General features: G+C 36.8%; 12 protein-coding genes. 7 read left to right on the forward strand and 5 right to left on the reverse strand.

Features of this window, described 5'->3' with window-relative positions; translation table 11 throughout:
* Nucleotides 1-68: 68 nt before the first annotated feature.
* From HMPREF1212_RS03545 to HMPREF1212_RS03565, 5 genes are all read right to left on the reverse strand, one after another.
* On the reverse strand, nt 69-1,925 hold the full coding sequence (locus HMPREF1212_RS03545) for a glycoside hydrolase family 127 protein (protein WP_046148458.1): 1,857 nt from the start codon (nt 1,923-1,925) through the stop codon (nt 69-71).
* A 165-nt stretch (nt 1,926-2,090) separates the two neighbouring features.
* Nucleotides 2,091-3,275, reverse strand: a complete 1,185-nt coding sequence (locus tag HMPREF1212_RS03550) for a class I SAM-dependent rRNA methyltransferase (protein WP_028726122.1) — start codon at nt 3,273-3,275, stop codon at nt 2,091-2,093.
* 2 nt (nt 3,276-3,277) lie between these two features.
* Entirely contained in the window at nt 3,278-3,862 is a 585-nt protein-coding gene (locus HMPREF1212_RS03555; RefSeq protein ID WP_028726123.1) for a 3'-5' exonuclease, read from the reverse strand.
* Nucleotides 3,859-4,401, reverse strand: coding sequence for a DUF5063 domain-containing protein (locus HMPREF1212_RS03560; protein WP_046148459.1), 543 nt, complete (start codon nt 4,399-4,401; stop codon nt 3,859-3,861). Before HMPREF1212_RS03560 ends, HMPREF1212_RS03555 begins: the two co-directional genes overlap by 4 nt.
* 71 nt (nt 4,402-4,472) lie before the next feature.
* Nucleotides 4,473-5,690 (reverse strand): ATP-binding protein, encoded by a 1,218-nt coding sequence (locus HMPREF1212_RS03565; RefSeq protein ID WP_087880911.1) that lies wholly within the window; start codon nt 5,688-5,690, stop codon nt 4,473-4,475.
* Nucleotides 5,691-6,082: 392 nt separating this feature from the next.
* Between HMPREF1212_RS03565 and HMPREF1212_RS03575 the strand changes: the two genes are divergently transcribed.
* The 7 genes from HMPREF1212_RS03575 (at nt 6,083) to HMPREF1212_RS03605 (ending at nt 17,475) form a co-directional block, all read left to right on the forward strand.
* The gene (locus HMPREF1212_RS03575; RefSeq protein WP_028726126.1) at nt 6,083-6,682 is read left to right on the forward strand and encodes an HU family DNA-binding protein; all 600 of its coding nucleotides are present in this window, start codon (nt 6,083-6,085) and stop codon (nt 6,680-6,682) included.
* A gap of 231 nt (nt 6,683-6,913) precedes the next feature.
* The gene (locus tag HMPREF1212_RS03580) at nt 6,914-8,569 is read left to right on the forward strand and encodes a tetratricopeptide repeat protein (RefSeq protein ID WP_046148461.1); all 1,656 of its coding nucleotides are present in this window, start codon (nt 6,914-6,916) and stop codon (nt 8,567-8,569) included.
* 164 nt (nt 8,570-8,733) lie between these two features.
* The gene (locus HMPREF1212_RS03585; protein ID WP_028726128.1) at nt 8,734-9,147 is read left to right on the forward strand and encodes a DUF3244 domain-containing protein; all 414 of its coding nucleotides are present in this window, start codon (nt 8,734-8,736) and stop codon (nt 9,145-9,147) included.
* Between the two features lie 23 nt (nt 9,148-9,170).
* Nucleotides 9,171-10,325, forward strand: coding sequence for a tail fiber domain-containing protein (locus tag HMPREF1212_RS03590; protein WP_028726129.1), 1,155 nt, complete (start codon nt 9,171-9,173; stop codon nt 10,323-10,325).
* Nucleotides 10,326-10,332: 7 nt separating this feature from the next.
* Entirely contained in the window at nt 10,333-10,785 is a 453-nt protein-coding gene (locus HMPREF1212_RS03595) for a hypothetical protein (RefSeq protein WP_052724907.1), read from the forward strand.
* Nucleotides 10,786-10,821: 36 nt separating this feature from the next.
* A complete protein-coding gene (locus HMPREF1212_RS03600; RefSeq protein WP_052724908.1) occupies nt 10,822-17,004 on the forward strand; it encodes an RHS repeat-associated core domain-containing protein in 6,183 nt (2,060 codons plus the stop codon).
* Nucleotides 17,005-17,064: 60 nt separating this feature from the next.
* Nucleotides 17,065-17,475 carry a hypothetical protein gene (locus HMPREF1212_RS03605; protein ID WP_046148462.1) on the forward strand — a complete coding sequence of 137 codons (411 nt, stop codon included), beginning with the start codon at nt 17,065-17,067 and terminating at the stop codon, nt 17,473-17,475.
* Nucleotides 17,476-17,544: the final 69 nt, after the last annotated feature.

Raw genomic sequence — 17,544 nt, forward strand, 5'->3', positions numbered from 1 at the left:
CAGGTATTTTTTAAGAGGTAATGTTTTGAATATATTTAAAATTATACCTCTTTTTATTCGACATGTATTTATTCCTTATAATCTATCCATACTTTCATTTTTCCCGCTTCCCGGTTGTCCCATGCGTAATAGGGGATGAAGGTGATTAATTGTTGCCCGTTTTTGGCATTGACGGTTTTCACTCCGTTCAGAAGATCGTTCTCGAAAGAAGTTTGGAATTCGGTGTCGGGGGTAAGTGTTAACTGGTCGAAATGGCCGGGGATGTCTGTTTCTTCCACACAGTAAACAAGAGGGCCGCGTTGGATGGCACGTTTGCCTATGTTTTCCATCACTTGAGGATCGGCCGATTCAACTTCGACGGGCATATCCATGTCTAACGAGATCACGTCCCCCGATTTCCAGTCGTAAACGATAGCATATCCTTTTTCTTGAGATAAGCCCACTTCCTTTCCGTTTATTGTTATGGTGTAATTTTTGCACCAACCGGGTATACGGAGCCGGATTTCCTTATCCAGGTCTTTGGTGGAAGATACTGTGAGTTTAACGGAGCCATCCCAAGGGTAATTGGTCTCTTGCCGTAGGATGACGTTATCGTCGTTGAGGGTAAACCGGGTCGTGTTGCCTACGTAAAGGTTGACCCAGAGCGCATCGTCAGAAATAGCGTAGATGTAATTACCTATGGTTGGCAGGAAACGGGAGAGTTGGTTAGGGCAGCAGGCACAGCCGTACCATTCTTGCCGGTGATGGTCTCCTTTCGATTCTAAGGGATTTACATAGAAAAATCGGTCACCGCTTAGGGAGATGCCGGCAAGCACGCCGTTGTACATGGAGCGTTCCAGTATATCGATGTATTTCGCGTCGCCTGTAATTAGATTCATACGTTGGTTCCAAAGTACCATACCGACAGAAGCACAGGTTTCGCAATATGCCTTCAAATTCGGTAAGTCGTAATCTTTTGTGAAGCCTTCATTATGTTTGGATGAACCGATTCCTCCGGTAATGTACATGTTTCGCAATACGACATCGTCCCATAATCGATGTATGGCTGCCATATATTCGGTGTTGTTTTTTAAGACAGCTATGTCGGCCATACCACAGTAGAGGTACATGTTTCGTACAGCATGCCCCGAGATGTCGGTAAGTTCTTTGACCGGGTAGTTGTCTTGATAGTAATCCGGATCCCATGTACCTTTGCCATCCTTGCTGCCATGTCCGTGTCCGCGTTCTTCCAGTAGCCAATGGGCAAAATCTAGATATTTTTCTTCTTGGGTAATTTGATAGAGTTTTACGAGAGCTAGTTCAATTTCCTCATGCCCCGGAACCCAATGTGCTTTTTCTGGTCCGAATTGCCTCATCATGTGGTCGGCCATACGGATACTGGCGTCAAGTAGTTTGCGTTTGCCAGTTGCTTGGAAATAGGCTATTGCGGCCTCTATCATGTGTCCGGCGCAATACATTTCATGCTTGTCCATGTTTGTCCAGCGTTTTTCCAAGTTGGTAAGTGTGTAGAAGGTATTGATGTACCCATCGGGTTGTTGTGCTTTTTCAATTTTGTCTATCCATTCGTCGGCTTTTTTCTCCAGTTCGGGGTCAGGATGGTTGATCAGGCTGTAAGCAATGCCTTCCAGTGCTTTGTAAACGTCGGAATCGTCGAAGAAGAAGCCTGAGTGTTTTCCTTCTCCTTTTGCTGCGTTTTCAAAATTGCGAATGCGACCGGTTTGATTTTCTATTTGATCGATACAAACGGGCAGAGTGGTGGAGACATGTTTGTTTAGCCGGGGTGACCAAAAATTGTCATTGATTTTCACATGGGAGAAATCAATTTGCTTAATCATTTTTAATGGTTGCTCTTTTATTTCTTCTTTAGAGCTTAGGCAGCCTTGAGCGAGTAAAGCTGGCACGACGAGTATTAGATATTGTTTCATGTCGTTGTAGAGTTTAATATTAATAGTTCGTAGCGGATAAAGATAGTGATTTTTTCTTAATTTCTAATACTTATTGGGTGGTGTATGTGCATAAAAAGGGGGAGTGTAAAAAAAACGTATCGAACATTGTAGGGTATCGATACGTTTTTTATAAGGGGAGTTTTTTTATTCTACATATAAAACCAGTCCTTTCAGATATTCCCCTTCCGGATGATAAATATTGACTGGATGATCGGCCGGCTGTGTCAATTGGTGCAGGATGCGTACACTACGGCCGGATTGGGCGGCAGCACTGAATACAGCCAGGCGGAAATTCTCTTTGCTGACAACCTGCGAGCAGGAGAATGTAAACAGGATACCTCCCGGTTTGATCTTTTCGAAAGCGATCGCATTCAATTTACGATATCCCTGCAGTGCGTTGCGAAGAACATTTTTATGTTTGGCAAACGCCGGTGGGTCCAGAATGATCAGGTCATAATTGCTTCCCATCTTTTCCAGATATTTAAAAGCATCTTCCGCAAAGGCCTTATGACGGGGATCGCCCGGGAAATTCAACTCCACATTCTTATTAGTCAACGATATCGCTTTGGCTGAACTGTCTACCGAATGAACGATTTCTGCTCCGCCGCGCATCGCATAGAATGAGAAACCGCCTGTGTAACAGAACATATTCAATACGGAATGGCCTTTCGCATACTTTTCCAGTAACGAACGGTTTTCACGCTGATCTACAAAGAAACCTGTCTTTTGTCCTTTCTGCCAGTCTACACAGAATTTTAATCCGTTCTCGATGGCAATATCTTCTACTTCACCGCCAAACAAATAACCATCTTCACTTCCCAGATTGGCTTTGTAGGGAAGAGTCGCTTCCGATTTGTAATAAATATTCTGTAAAGTGTCTCCCAGGACGGTCTTTAATGCTTCGGCTACATCATGACGGGCATAATGCATACCAACCGAGTGAGCCTGCATAACAGCCGTATGAGAATAGATATCGATCACCAGACCGGGAAGATTATCCCCTTCACCATGAATCAGACGGTATGTATTATTGTTCTCTACTTCTGCCAGATCCAGCTCCTTGCGGAGAGTGTAAGCAACGCGTATACGTTCTTCCCAGAATTTTGCGTCGATAGTGACCGGCTTGAACGATAAAATGCGTACGGCAATACTACCGATCTGATAGTGGCCGATAGCCAGGAAACGCTGGTTTGTTCCGTACACTTCTACCAGGTCGCCCTCTTCCGGGTTACCTTCAATGCTTTGGATAGCTCCGGAGAACACCCACGGATGGAAGCGCAGCAACGATTCTTCCTTTTTAGGTTTGAGAAAGACTTTACAATAGTTCATTATTATTTATCTTGATTCAATTGGTTGTATATCTTCAGGCATGCCCAGGCGTCGAGGGCTGCATATTTCTTCTGTTGTTCGGTCAGTACATCGGCTTCCCAGTTACTCAGGCGCTGGCCTTTCGATATTTTCTTGTCGAAAAGGATAGCATATATCTTTTGCAGGCTGGCATCTTCGATACCGAACTGTCCGACATAATTTTGCAGATCCAGAAAGTTCGCCGGTTTGATATCTGTCCGTTTCCGTATGGCGCCGAAGTCGTCGCGCAGGGAAAGGCCGATCTTTAATATTTTGTCGTTTACCATGAAGTCTTCGAGCGGTTGAGGAATACCGATCCTGTTCAGGCGGAACAGGAAACAAGCCTCGTCTGTTGATATCTGCATCAACGAGATTTTATAGCGCGTACCTTTTTTAAAGCTGGGACGTGTCTCCGTATCGAAACCGACAGCCTCAAATTGTAACAGGTATTCAACCGCTTTATCTGCATCTTTTTCGGTGTCGATAACGATAATCCTACCGGGAAATTCTTCTATTTCAAGAAGTGATATTTCTTCTTTTGATATTGTGTGTGTATATTGTGTCATCATTCCTCGTTCGTTTCTATAATTTCATCATCACTGTAACGGGCAGCATGAAGAGCTTTCAGTGCATTCAGGAGTTGCTGTCCCCAGAACTCCCGGAAGTTAGTACGGCATAAGGCGATAGCCTGAAGCATCACTTCTTCGTATCCCTGACGGAAAAGAGATACGAAATTACCGACATCCTGATAAACATCTGCCAGGTTTTCCGAGATAAATGCAGCGATAGGCGTGTCACTGTACTGCATATCCGGATGGAAAGTTTCCAGATAGGTATCTTTTTCTCCCAACAGGCTTGCGATCCGGGTACGAACAGATTCGTACATGTCTTCTGTTACGAACAATTCCGGCTCGGCATCTTCATCAGATTCCACTTCCGGCAAAAGCGTTGCCTTCAGATAGAGCAAGGGCAATATCTTTACAGCTTTGTCCATAAAATCAAAAAGGCCGTTTTGTCCGGCTGCTTCAACAAATGTGCAAAACTCTAGCGCTACAGTTACAAACTCCAGCGTGTTACGTTCGTATATGGGATTATTTTCCTTTTCCATTTTACTTCTTATGGTGTTCCTTCCATTTCTAACCTGCAAAAGTAAGAAATATATTGCGATAATCAGAATTATTAATTCTTATTAAGGTCTCGTTGCAAAAAGTCATTCAGGTTGAATTGTTTGATACCTTTGTAATCGCTACCAACTATCAGATCGTTAAGAGTGACTACATATTTAGGATAATTGTCGTTGATAGCCAATAGGTTTCCGAATTCCCGCTTTTCTGTTTCTTCATTTGTAATTTGCAGAGTGACCTGGACATAAATCTTGGAACCATTCTTTTCTCCGATAAAATCAATCTCTTTATCACCGGATTTTCCGAAATACACATTAAAACCCTCTTGAATAAGATGCAGAAAAACAGCATTTTCCATGATTTTATGAATATCTGAGCGCAAATTGAACCCTTTGATTGCATTTCGAATACCCAAATCTTCAAAATAATATTTCTCTCCGATCTCAAACAATTTTAGACCAACGATATCAGCTCGGTTTACCTTATAAATAAAAAAGGCATTTCCTAAAGCTTTCAAATAATTGAGTGTAAGTTGGGGGGATATATCAATTCGCTGCGATTTCAGAAATTTACTGATATTACTGGCAGAGAACAGGCTCCCGATATTGTCGGATAAAAAGCATACCAGATTTTCAAGGAATGAAATATTACGAATATTTTCACGAGCCACTACATCTTTCAGCAGGATGGTAGAATAAATACTTTTTAAATATTCGAACGGATGTTCATTTGTTAAACCGATGTTTACCAGATATGGCATACCGCCATAAGTCAGATATTTTGTCAAACTTTCATAGGAATCCGTTAATTGGTGGAAGATCAGAAACTCCTTGTAACTCAGTCCATGAATAGGGAATTCGATATATCGTCCTCCTAAATAAGTCGCCAGTTCTCCAGATAGCATATTAGCATTACTTCCGGTGCAGAAAATATCACATTTGTTTTCTGCGAATAAGCTGCGCAGAGCCAGTTGAAAGGAGCTTATATCCTGAACTTCATCAATGAAGAGATAATTTTTTTTCTTTTCTGTCAGTTGCTCATTTACATGTTTCAATAGATCCGTATAGTCATGTATCCACAAGAAATTTTCCAGTTCCCGATTTACATATATAATGTTGGCTTCTGGATCTGATTCTTTAACAACATCCATTAGTTGATACATAACATAGCTTTTCCCGACACGTCTTTGTCCGGTTAATACCTTTATGATCTGTTTGTTGATAAAAGGTTTTATTTTCTCAATGTATGTGGGACGTGATATATATTCCATAATTATAAAAGTTGTATGTATATCGTATATAATCAGCAAATATACGAAAAGTTTCATGTATACCGTAAACTTTTTGCTTTTTCATGAAGAATTTCATGTATATCGTAAATAATAAGTATTGCATTAAACCGGATTGTATGCTTCTACTGAAAGGACGCAAAGATGCTATAAAAATAAGCGTTCAAGAGAATAATTTCCCTCATTCTTTCGTATCTTTGAACGGGATGAATTCAATGGCTTATAATTATCGGCCGTATGGTTGATGGATGTGAGCCGTATGACCGATAATTATGAGCCATACGGCGGACGGTTATCAACCGTTGATTAGTCGCGGTAGTAATTCAAATTAGTATGGCATGTAAGAAGCAATAGTACGTAACCTAATAAATAATATCATGGCTATAAAATTTAAAGTTTATTCAACACCGAAACCGAATGGCCGGAAAGGAAGTAAATTATCCCATGCGCGTGCAATCAGCCAGGGCACATATAATCTGGAGAAAGTATGCAGGCTGATAAGCGAACGCTCGGCTGTCTCATCGGCGGAAGTGAAAAGCGTTCTGGATTCGTTTGCCTGGGTGATCGAGTTGGCTCTGGAAGATGGCTGTCATGTCGAGTTGGATGATTTGGGATATTTCTCTCCATCATTGAGAACTGTTCCGAATAAGAAAAAAACCGATAATAATACGGTATATGTAGACGGGATCAACTATCGCTGTTCCACTTCTTTGCGTGAAAAGTTGCGGCAAATCGATTTGGTACATGTAAAAGACAAAAAGAAACCGGATAGTTGGGAAGAACGTAAAAAGAAACTGTTGAGTCATATTGCTATCTGGGACAGTATCAGTCCTCGCAGCTATGCAGAAGCTATCGGTTGCTCCCGATACCGGGCTGAGGCCGATCTGAAAAAATTTGTAGAGGAAGGTGTGTTAGTCAGAGTAGGATATCGGAATAAAGTGATGTATTTGCTGGCGAACGATGAAAAGAATGGATAAATTACTGTATTTGCCATTATTATGTGGGGAAAATGTGTTTTATTATCACATTTCAATTTCTTAGGTTGATTGGACTTATAAGTTTTTAGGATTGACAAATATGATTGAAAGATAAAATCTTATTGAAAAATAATGGCTGTATATATTGTTTGAGTAATTTTGTTTGTGTAATTTTACGATTAGAGAGAATGCCGGAAAAACAAAAGGACAACGCAAATAATATATACAGTTATGAAAATATATATACTACCTATCTTATTCATTCAGATCCTATTGTGTCTTTCCTGCGGATCTGGAAAAAATGAAATGATATTCTCGGAATCAGAATCACTTTTAGAAACAGATCCTGATAGTGTTTTGTATATATTGGGCTCTATTCTTTACCCTGAGGAATTGAACGCAGAAGAATATAATCGATATATCCTATTAAAAATTCAGGCTGAATATAAATCGTATCAGGATATCACATCTGATTCGACTATTCTTTCCGTACGGGATTATTATTTGGAAAAGAACGATAATCCTAATATCGCTTTGGCATTATATTATTGTGGTTGTTATTACAAGGAGTGTGGAAACGGCGAAAATGCAATGAGATGTTTTCTGGAAGCTGATGGGTATGCGGAAAAAGGCGGTAATATAAATTTGAGGGGACTGATTCGGAGCGCTATTGGAGTTCTTTTATTAAATCAGTTTGATAGTGAGGGAGCAATATTAAGTTTTCGAAAGTCTGCTTCTTTTTATAAACAGGTTGGAAATTTGAAAAGTGAACTTATTACTTATATTCAAATAGGTGATTGCTTTCAGTATTTGGAACAACCGGATAGTGCTCTTTTTTATTATATGGAATGTTTGCATTTAGTTGATAGAGAAAAATTATGCCAGGAGAAATCTATCGTTCGACAAAACTTAGGTGTATTATATGCTCAGAAAGGAGAATTAACAAAAGCTATTCGATTTTTGAAAGAAGCATTGGAATACACATCCAATCAAGATAATCAAATAAAAATATATGTGTCTTTGTTAGATTTGTATACTGCAAGTCATCAAGGAGATTCGGCAAATGTCTATATGAGCTATTTGTTGCAAAGGAAAGATAGCATAAAGGATGTATATGTAAAGGCTAATTTATTTCAGCTTCTTTCAGAGAGAGAGGAACTCCTTAAAAATTATCCGGAGGCTTTGACATATTATAAAATGTATGCTGAGAATCTTTTGCAGATAATTGATGTTAATCAGGATAAAAGATTGTTGGAACTTCAGAAAAAATACGATTATGAAAAGATTCGATTACATAATATTCGTTTAAAACTGGAAAGAGCAAATATCTTTATCGGTTTAATATTAGGAATATTGTTTTTTATTGTTTTGATATTCTTATTATTCAGAAGATATAAAAAACATAAAAATGAGATATTAGAATTAGAAGAAAAAATAACGAGTTTGAATATTTTATCCCAAAAATATGATGAAAAGGAACAAACATTTACTTCCTACTTAGTTAAACATTTTAATGTTTTAAAGAAAATGTCAAGTTTAAAGATTTATATGAATAAAGATGTATCTCATAAAGATGAATTTTGGATAAAAAAAATAAATGAGATAATCTATGGTCAGGATGCTTTGAACTGGGATGTCTTATATGATGTAATGAATAAATTGCATAATGATTTTTTTATCAGGTTAAAAGAATTATATCCTCAATTGAAAGAAATAGAATATCGTATTCTTTGTTTGACCTATTCTGGTTTTTCAACAGTGGAAATATCAATTGTATTAAATTTGAGTGTAAATACAATAAATATGAAACGTTCTGCTATACGAAAAAGTTTAGGTATCGTAGCTTTTACTAATTTACGAGATTTCTTAAATGAAAAATTGAATTGATAAACCTTTTCTATTAGTTGAAAAGTTATATTGTATATTTATTATATATTTGATTATCAGTTGGTTGTTTTTGATTGTGTTCTGTGAAAAGTTATATGCGTGTAGTGTGATAGCGAATAGTAACTAAATTTGTTTTCAGATTAACATAATTAAAGAATAAATGTATGAATCTGACTAAAACACTATTCGGAACATTAATAGTAGTAGGCTCTTTTTTTATGCCTTGTGTTCCAACTAATGTATTTGCTTCTGGCAATAAAGAGTTATGTACAGTGACGAGTTCTTCAAAAGTATATTTGAAAGGACGTTTGTCTACTCCGACAACGCGAAGTAGTTCTAAATTAATTGAAGTTTTTCAGGAAAATAATGCTTTAATGGTTTATTATTTAGATGTATTAGGAGAAATAGAAATTACAATTACTAATGACCAAAATATGATTATTTATTCAGAAGTAATATCTGTATTCAAAAGTTCTAAATCATTAATTGAACTGAGTGAATCATTAAATGGCAGTTATACTGTTAAATTGAAAGATTCCAAGGGGGGAGAATTAACAGGAATATTTACTGTAGAATGAAAAAATAAATAAACTCTATTGATATGAAAAAGAAGATTTACCTATTAACCGTTTTAATTACTTGTTTGTGTTTTACTTCAAATGCTCAGTTGAGATTACTACAAAATGGTCGTGTCCAAGTGGGGACGCTTAGAACAGATCCGACAGAAGACCCTCTGAATGTAACAACCATGCAGGTATTTGGCCCTTATGGTGATATGCGTTCTGGTTCAAAATTAACGTTCGGTGATTTTGGACAATACCCAAATCAAGGATGGAATGTCTTTATTGGGGAATATGGGTCGGATGATACGGATCAACTTTGGTTACATGGGAAAAGGGGTATCTATTTAACTACAAGTGGTCAAGCAAATAATATTGTAGCATATTATGCTCCGGCATCGAATAGTAATTTTGTTTTCAATACGAATCTTCGGGTAAATGGTGTGAATATAACTTCCGATGCTCGGTTGAAAGAGAATGTTCAGACACTTCAAAATCCATTAAATATTGTAAGTCAGCTAAATGGAGTTAGCTATAATTATAAACTTTCTGAAATTAATAAATATCGCGAACAGGATGCATCAAAGTTTACCGAAGCTCAGAATATGCAGAATAGTGCAAGTGTTTCTTCTAATGCAGCCTTGACAGGTAAAGAGAATGATGACAAACTTTATCAAAATGCTGTTGATAGAAAAGAAGCGGAAGATGCCAGTCGCAAGAGAATCGGTTTCCTGGCACAAGATATAGAGAAGGTTTTACCGGAACTGGTACAGACAGATGAAAATGGAATCAAATCGATTGATTATATAGGTTTTATACCTCTGATCGTAGAAAGTCTCAAAGAAATGCAACAGACTATTCAGGCACAGCAGAACGAAATAGATATTTTGCAGAGCCTTTTGCCAGAGGAAAGTAAGTCGCTATTGCGTTCAACTTCTACAGATAATATCGTTATAGAAGGTGCAAAATTATATAACAGAGCTGGTTCCTCAGTTTCTTATACATTACCTTCTACTTTTGCCAATGCATATTTGCAGGTGTTTGATATTGCAGGAAGGATGTTGAAGAAAATAACCTTGACAACCGCAAATGATATAGTGGAAATAAATCCGACCGAGATCGGTTTGGGTACGTTTATCTATGTGTTGTATGTGGATGGACAGAAAGCGGATACACTGAAGAAATTTGTAAACTGATTTTTCTATGAAAAGAGAAAATATGTTTATGGCATACGTAAAGATATGTATGCTACCTTTCTTATTGTTTGGATTTGTGGATTTCATATCTTCAAAAGATTTCAAAAACGGGGAAGAACTAAGTGATAGTTCAAATCAGATTGTATCTGATAGTCTAAGAAAAGAACAACACTCAGATAGCATATCTGTCTTTGTTACAGGTTCATGTGTCAATACTTTTGAAAACCGGACAGTCTCTTCGACGGTTTCGGTTCAGGGATGTAATACTCTTATTGTAAAGAATGTAACAATTACTAATAATGGGAATTTGACATTATCCGCACCGGATGCCGTTTTAATAAATGGTTCTTTTGAAGCAGAATTAGGAGGTGTCTTGAATATAAAAAAGAAAGAGGCTTCAATTGTTGAGTTTATTTACAATGCTTCCGGTAATAGAATTTTAAGGCGGGTTGTTTATTAAGTGTAACCTTCTAATTATTAAAGAATTTGCTTAGTTATGAATAAATATACAATATATTACATACTTATTTTTATCTACACTTGTTTCACAGGGGTAGCTCAAACTTTATCAGATCCACTCAACAGTGTAATTAATAACAGATTTATTGGTTGGACAGATGAAGATTATCGAGTTTATGAAGATTCTGTTTTTGCATCACTATATCCGCCGGTTATTGCCCAAAAAATGGATACTGTTATATTGGGAAATCAGGGTGAATCAAATGAGGGAACTTCAATAACTCCTTTGTTGACGGATAATATGCATGTTCCTAATTCTGTTGTATTAGATAAGACTAAAGCTGTCGGACAAATTGTTATTCAATCAGGGACGACATCAACAGGTGCAAAAACATATAATATACCCATTGATGTATATCCCGGAATGAAAGGATTTAATCCGGATTTATCATTATTTTATAATAGCCAGCAAGGAAACAATGTAGTAGGAGTTGGATGGTCTTTATCTGGTATTCCAATGATTTCCAGAAGTGGAAAATCTGTATATTATGATGGTAAGTCGCAGGGTATTCAATTAAATAAGGAAGATATATTTGTTTTAAATGGTGTTCATTTAATTAAGAAAAGTGAAACAACCAGTAATATTATATATGAATCGGAGCAAGGGAATATAAAGGTAAAGTCTTACATTTCAGGAAATGTAACAAAATACTTCGAAGTCTTTTATCCGGACGGGAATAAAGGAATTTTTGGCTTTACGGCAAATACGGTGAACAATTTATTTTATCCAATAATTTCTCTTTCAGACTTAAAAGGAAATAAGATCGATTATTCATATACTTATGTAGATAATCATTATCGGATATCTAAGATTGTGTATAATGGGGCTTCTATCGAATTTCAATATCAGACATCTCGCCCTGATCCAGTTCTTTTTTACAGTGGAGGGCTGAAAGTGAATGAAACAAATTTATTACAAAATATTGTATGTAAATTAGGTTCATCTGTTTTAGGTACTTATGCATTGTCTTATACGACTCAAAACAACTTGTCACTTTTAACAAAAATCGATTATAGGGCGAATGGCAATTCTTATAATCCTTTGCTTTTTTATTATGGAGAGGGAGTGATTGCGAATACCTATACTGAATCTGTAACTCAATTACTTGAGTGGTATAAGGCTGATGATCCGGCAATGATCAAAGTTGCCAAAGGAAAATTTGATTATGACAGTGGAGCTGATGGATTGATTTCGTTGCCAAATCAAAATCCCTATTGGAAGCATTATCGTCATTCAACTTCTTTTCGTCATTCTCAAAATAGATTCGATAATAATTATACCGGAGATGAAAAGATTTTTTTGTATGCAGGTTTGACCGATAATATGGCAAGTCCGATGCCTAACTTATTAACGGAAAAAGGTTTTGTAGATATTATTTGTGCAGATATAGAAGGACAACAAGAAGAATATGTGATTAAAATCAATAATCAGGTTGTGAATGATAAGGATCAGGTTACATTCCATGTATATCGTTCGAATCTTTTTTCTGGTTTAAGTAAGAAGTATACACGAACTTTCAGTTTTCCAACTGTTTATACAGATGCAGATGATGGTAAAAGTATCCAACCAAAATACTATTACTCAGGAGATTTTAATGGTGATGGGAAAATGGAAATACTAGCAGTCTCTTGTCATCAACCATTTGGAGATACTAGTAAACCTTCTACATGTTATTTGTTTGATTTAGCCGGTAATCGTATTCTTTATCAAAATCATGTTTTTCCTTATTCCGTTGATTTTGTAGGAACGCAGCAGACTGATCCAAAAGTTGCAGCAAACAATACTGATAAACTTTTTGTAATGGATTATGATGGTGACGGGAAAAGTGATATTTGCCACGTTGGTGTAAACGGAGTTAGTATTTATACATTTGATGTATCAGGAACTGCTTGGTCTTCTCGTAAAATAGGCACTTATACGGGTTTAAAAAGAGCAGATTTAGCAAATCGAGCTTTGTTGTTAGGTGAAATAAACGGAGATGGTTTGATGGATTTACTTGTTTCTCCTTCAAATGAAACGGGTGCAGCAAATCTTTATACATGGACTTCCTATAACTCAACAGGTAATGGTCAGTTTGACAAATCAACATTTAGCGGGACTTATAATCCTAGTTCCGCTAAAGAGGGATTTATCATGCAGGATATCAATGGAGATGGTATGACTGATCTTGTGAAATACAGTTCAAGTGGATTTTTTACGTACTTGGCAAAAAACAATAGTGTGGGTATTTCTACCTGTTATGAAAGTTTTCCTTCAACAGGATCAATATTGGTTCCAACGAATATAAATACACATAGCTATTTTACGCAGTTGATCAGTTTAAAGGAGGGAAAAGTAACTAAATATTCTTTTTCAAGAAATGATAGTAAGGAAGTTTTGGCTACAGGTATGGTAAATAGCTTGGGAGTTATTGAAAAGAATAAATATCAGTTGATCAATGAAGAAGGGATAGGTTCTGGAGTTTATTCAAAAGGAACAGGTGCTGTTTTTCCTTACGTGAATATTCACGAACCGATAGCGGTTCTAGCCTCTTTTGAAACATATATGAATAAAGAAAAAATCGATAACAGTCGTTTTCTTTATCATAATGCTGTTATTCACCGTCAAGGTTTAGGTTTTCGAGGATTTGAAACTATAACATGTTATAATAAAAGAGGGCAAAGTCTGGTACAGACCTACGAGCCTTATCGTTATAGTGTTTTGAAAAGTGAAATTTCACCTGAATTTAAGAAAACCTATAATTATGCTGTTGATGTACAAATAGATAAAATTGTAAAAATCAGACTGAATAGTAAAGTAGAGGAGGATTTGTTGAAGAAAACCTCTGCCAGTACATCGTTTATTTATGATACTTATGGATATCCAACGCAAGAAATAACTGCATATACCGGGAATATAAGTATAAAAAAAACAAATGTGTACAGTTCAAAAGTGGAAGTCGGTGATGGTTATTATCTGGGTTTTCTAACAGACCAGACAGTGGCGGTAACTCGTGGAGCGTCTACTTATACGGAACGCATGAGCATTTCTTCGCATGTTTCGGGGCTTCCTTTGACAAGAATATATTATGTGGATGGAAATCAGTCAAAATATCAGACATTTATATATGATGCAAAGGGTAATGTAACAACGGAATCTTCAAAACTTTATTCATCAACGAATTCTTTGACGACATCTTATTTATATGATACTTATGGCCGTCTATCTGAAGTAACCAATCCTCTAGGTTTAAAGAATAAGTATGTATATAATTCAACAGGAAGGGTAGAGTCCATAAAAGATCATCGGGGTGGCTCTACTTCATATATTTATGATGTATTTGGGCGAGAAAAATCAGTGACAATGCCTGATAATACAACTCTTACTACTGATTATCAATGGTCGGAAGAAGGAGTGAATGGTCTTTATTCTATCAAAAAATCGAGTACGGGGAAACCTGTGTCGCGGACTGTTTACGATGCATTAAATCGCAATGTGAGAAATAGCGAAACCCGATTTGACGGAACAGTTATTAATACTGATCGACTATATGATTCCTATGGTAATTTGCAAAAAGTATCTTTACCCTTCCCCGGGAGTAGCCCTTCTATATGGAATACATATACATATGATAACTTCGATCGGGTAACTTCTTATGTAGAAGCATCCGGTAGGAAAACAACTTACAGTTATAACGGCAATAGCGTTACAACTGTTGAAGATAAAATATCTGCTACAAGAAATTATGATGTACAAAATAATCTCATTTCGGTAACAGACCCAGCCGGGACGATTACCTATAATTTATATGCAGACGGTCTACCTATATCCATCGTAGCTCCCGGTAATGTCACAACATCATTTGGATATGATAAATATCGGAGACGGACTAGCATGGATGACCCTAGCCAAGGGAGAACAATCTATAAGTATGATACTTCCGGTAATGTATATGAAGAAACACATGCTGATGGTAAAATCATTCAGTCCGGATATGATTCATATAATCGGTTGAAATCGGTTACAACTCCGGAATTTGTTACAACTTATACTTATAATGAAAAGGATGAGTTAACTGGTATATCGACAAATAATGGGACTGCAAAAACATTTGCCTATGATGTTGCCGGGCGATTGACAACTTGGAAAGAAAGTGCAGTAGATAATAAGTGGCTTCAAAAAATATATACTTATGCAGATGGAAATATTAGTTCTATAAAATACACGTCACAGTCGGGAGTTTTAGCTACGGAGAATTATATTTATGCTTATGGTCACCTAAGTGAAATGAAACTGAATGGTCAGACAACCGTTTATAAATTGTCTAAAGAAAATTCATATGGACAGCCGACAGAAGTTGTGACCGGTGGAATAACTCGTAAGTATGACTTTACGGCTTACGGTTTACCTTCAGGTAGAAGTTCAAGTGGTTTTTCGAAAACCTATCAGAATTTTGCTTATACATTTGATCCGACAACTAGCAATTTGTTAAATAGGAAAGATGTTCCCCGGGGTAAAACTGAATTTTTTGAGTATGATGATCTGAATCGCTTGACTAATTACACAAATCAGTTAGTCTCTTATGATGCTAAAGGTAATCTTTTGAGTAAAAGTGATGTTGGAACTTTTGAGTATACAAATGAGGACAAGCCTTATGCAGTTTCCAAAGCTGTGGCAGAGAATGGAATTCCAGCAAGAAATCAAGAGGTGACATATAATTCATTTTGGCGTCCAAATTCAATCAGTGAAAATAACTATGCAGCAACATTTATTTATAATGGAGAATATGATCGGGTAAAAATGTCTCTGACTAAAAATGGTAGTCGCACATTAACCCGTTATTATATGGGGAGTTGTTATGAGTTGGAGCAAGGTTCGTCTTCTACAACAGAAAGGCTCTATCTGTTTGGCGATTATTACAACGCTGCTGCTGTGTATATAAAAGATAATTCCGGAGGTAATCTTTATTATATTCTTCGGGATTATTTGGGAAGTATTATGCAGGTTGTTTCTTCAGATGGAACTTTGAAACAGGAATTAAGTTATGACGCATGGGGACGGTTACGAAATCCGGTTACAGGTGTTGTCTATGCTACGGATGAGGAACCGGATTTGTTTTTAGGCAGAGGATACACAGGGCACGAACATCTACCTTGGTTCGGTGTTGTTAACATGAATGCCCGTTTGTATGATCCGGTCGTTGGACGGTTTCTATCTCCGGATCCATACGTCCAAGCCCCCGATTTTTCACAAAACTTTAACAGGTATGCGTATGCAATGAATAATCCACTCCGCTATGTGGATGAAAATGGAGAATTTATACATATAATTATCGGTGCAATTATCGGAGGAACTGTAAACTTGATTTATAAAGCAGTATCAGGTCAATTGCATAGTTTTAAAGATGGGTTTGTTGCTTTTGGAATCGGTGCAGCAGCTGGTGGATTAGGTGCTGCGACAGGAGGACTTGCATTTGCAGCGGCTGGTGGTGCAGCTGGCGGAATAGGAGGATTTTTGGCTGGGGCAGCCGGAGGTGCTGCGGGGACAGCTGCTATGATGCCTGTTCAAAGTGCCGGTAATAGTTTGTATTTTGGGGATCCGTTCATGTCATTAAAAGATTATGCAATAGGTATAGCCGGTGGAGCTTTAACAGGTGGAATTGCAAATGGAAGTATAGCGGCTCTAAAGGGCAATAATTTCTGGACTGGCAAAGAGGTACAATTTGGGAGAGGAACTTTTTCATTTAACAATACTGCGACTCGTCCTGCTCCAGAGATGGAGTTGTTGGAAGCACCAACTCCTTCGTTAAATGTAGAACAACCTGCGGTTGGAGCTGCTAATGATAAGTTAAGTAATTTGGCCTCTACTATTAAAGATCAAACGGAACAAACTCAATCTTTGCCATATGCAGTAACAGACAAGGGGGTTGTTTTACCTAATGATGTAAAATATCAGATACCAAGTAATTACATTGTGAATCCCAAAGCGAATATTCCTAATTCAACATCATATGGAATAATGAAAAATGGTGAATTTATTGAAAAACTAAGAATAGATGCAGCGACTCCTCCAGGGATGAAAGGGCCAAGTCAAAGTCACTATCATTTAAATATGAAAGGTAGACATTATATGCCTGGAGGAAAGTCAGACCCTGGATTTGGAGCGAAAATTAAGTTTTAATTGTTATATTTGATCTCACTAAATGTGTGTAATGATTTTTATTTGTAAATAATGATCTATATGAAATTATTTTTTGATTATTTTTATCATGATGTAATGATAAAAAGTATATTTTACAATTTAAATGAAGTTGATGGGAAGAATTCACTATCATTTGTATTAGATAATAGTGAACTTGATAGCGATGAAGATATTGGCTCCGAAAATTATGAATATTTTAAGGACCTGAAATGTATGTTCGAAAAAGTACATCAATCAAGTGTTAATCTATACCAGAATGTTAGAGGCAATTATTTTATTTTATCTTCAGAGATTAGTGATACTGATCCTTTTCTTATAGAATATAAAAGTGGAATGGATAAAATTATTCCAATAGATATATTTAATGACTTGAAGTGTTATTCTATTTATACAACAGGGGGTACTATAAAGATAATATCAGCAAATGATGTCGTAGTTTTGGAGGAATAAAGCTAGATAAATATTGGGTTATACCATTCCTATCTTGTTGCTGAAACAGATGTTGTAATACCAGATTTA

The sequence above is a fragment of the Parabacteroides sp. HGS0025 genome, assembly GCF_000969845.1.
GTDB lineage: Bacteria > Bacteroidota > Bacteroidia > Bacteroidales > Tannerellaceae > Parabacteroides > Parabacteroides gordonii.

Excerpts from the sequence above, each read along its gene's own strand:
- HMPREF1212_RS03545 (WP_046148458.1), bottom strand. The coding sequence starts at position 1,925 with ATGAAACAATATCTAATACTCGTCGTGCCAGCTTTACTCGCTCAAGGC.
- HMPREF1212_RS03550 (WP_028726122.1), bottom strand. The coding sequence starts at position 3,275 with ATGAACTATTGTAAAGTCTTTCTCAAACCTAAAAAGGAAGAATCGTTG.
- HMPREF1212_RS03555 (WP_028726123.1), bottom strand. The coding sequence starts at position 3,862 with ATGATGACACAATATACACACACAATATCAAAAGAAGAAATATCACTT.
- HMPREF1212_RS03560 (WP_046148459.1), bottom strand. The coding sequence starts at position 4,401 with ATGGAAAAGGAAAATAATCCCATATACGAACGTAACACGCTGGAGTTT.
- HMPREF1212_RS03575 (WP_028726126.1), top strand. The coding sequence starts at position 6,083 with ATGGCTATAAAATTTAAAGTTTATTCAACACCGAAACCGAATGGCCGG.
- HMPREF1212_RS03580 (WP_046148461.1), top strand. The coding sequence starts at position 6,914 with ATGAAAATATATATACTACCTATCTTATTCATTCAGATCCTATTGTGT.
- HMPREF1212_RS03585 (WP_028726128.1), top strand. The coding sequence starts at position 8,734 with ATGAATCTGACTAAAACACTATTCGGAACATTAATAGTAGTAGGCTCT.
- HMPREF1212_RS03590 (WP_028726129.1), top strand. The coding sequence starts at position 9,171 with ATGAAAAAGAAGATTTACCTATTAACCGTTTTAATTACTTGTTTGTGT.
- HMPREF1212_RS03595 (WP_052724907.1), top strand. The coding sequence starts at position 10,333 with ATGAAAAGAGAAAATATGTTTATGGCATACGTAAAGATATGTATGCTA.
- HMPREF1212_RS03600 (WP_052724908.1), top strand. The coding sequence starts at position 10,822 with ATGAATAAATATACAATATATTACATACTTATTTTTATCTACACTTGT.
- HMPREF1212_RS03605 (WP_046148462.1), top strand. The coding sequence starts at position 17,065 with ATGAAATTATTTTTTGATTATTTTTATCATGATGTAATGATAAAAAGT.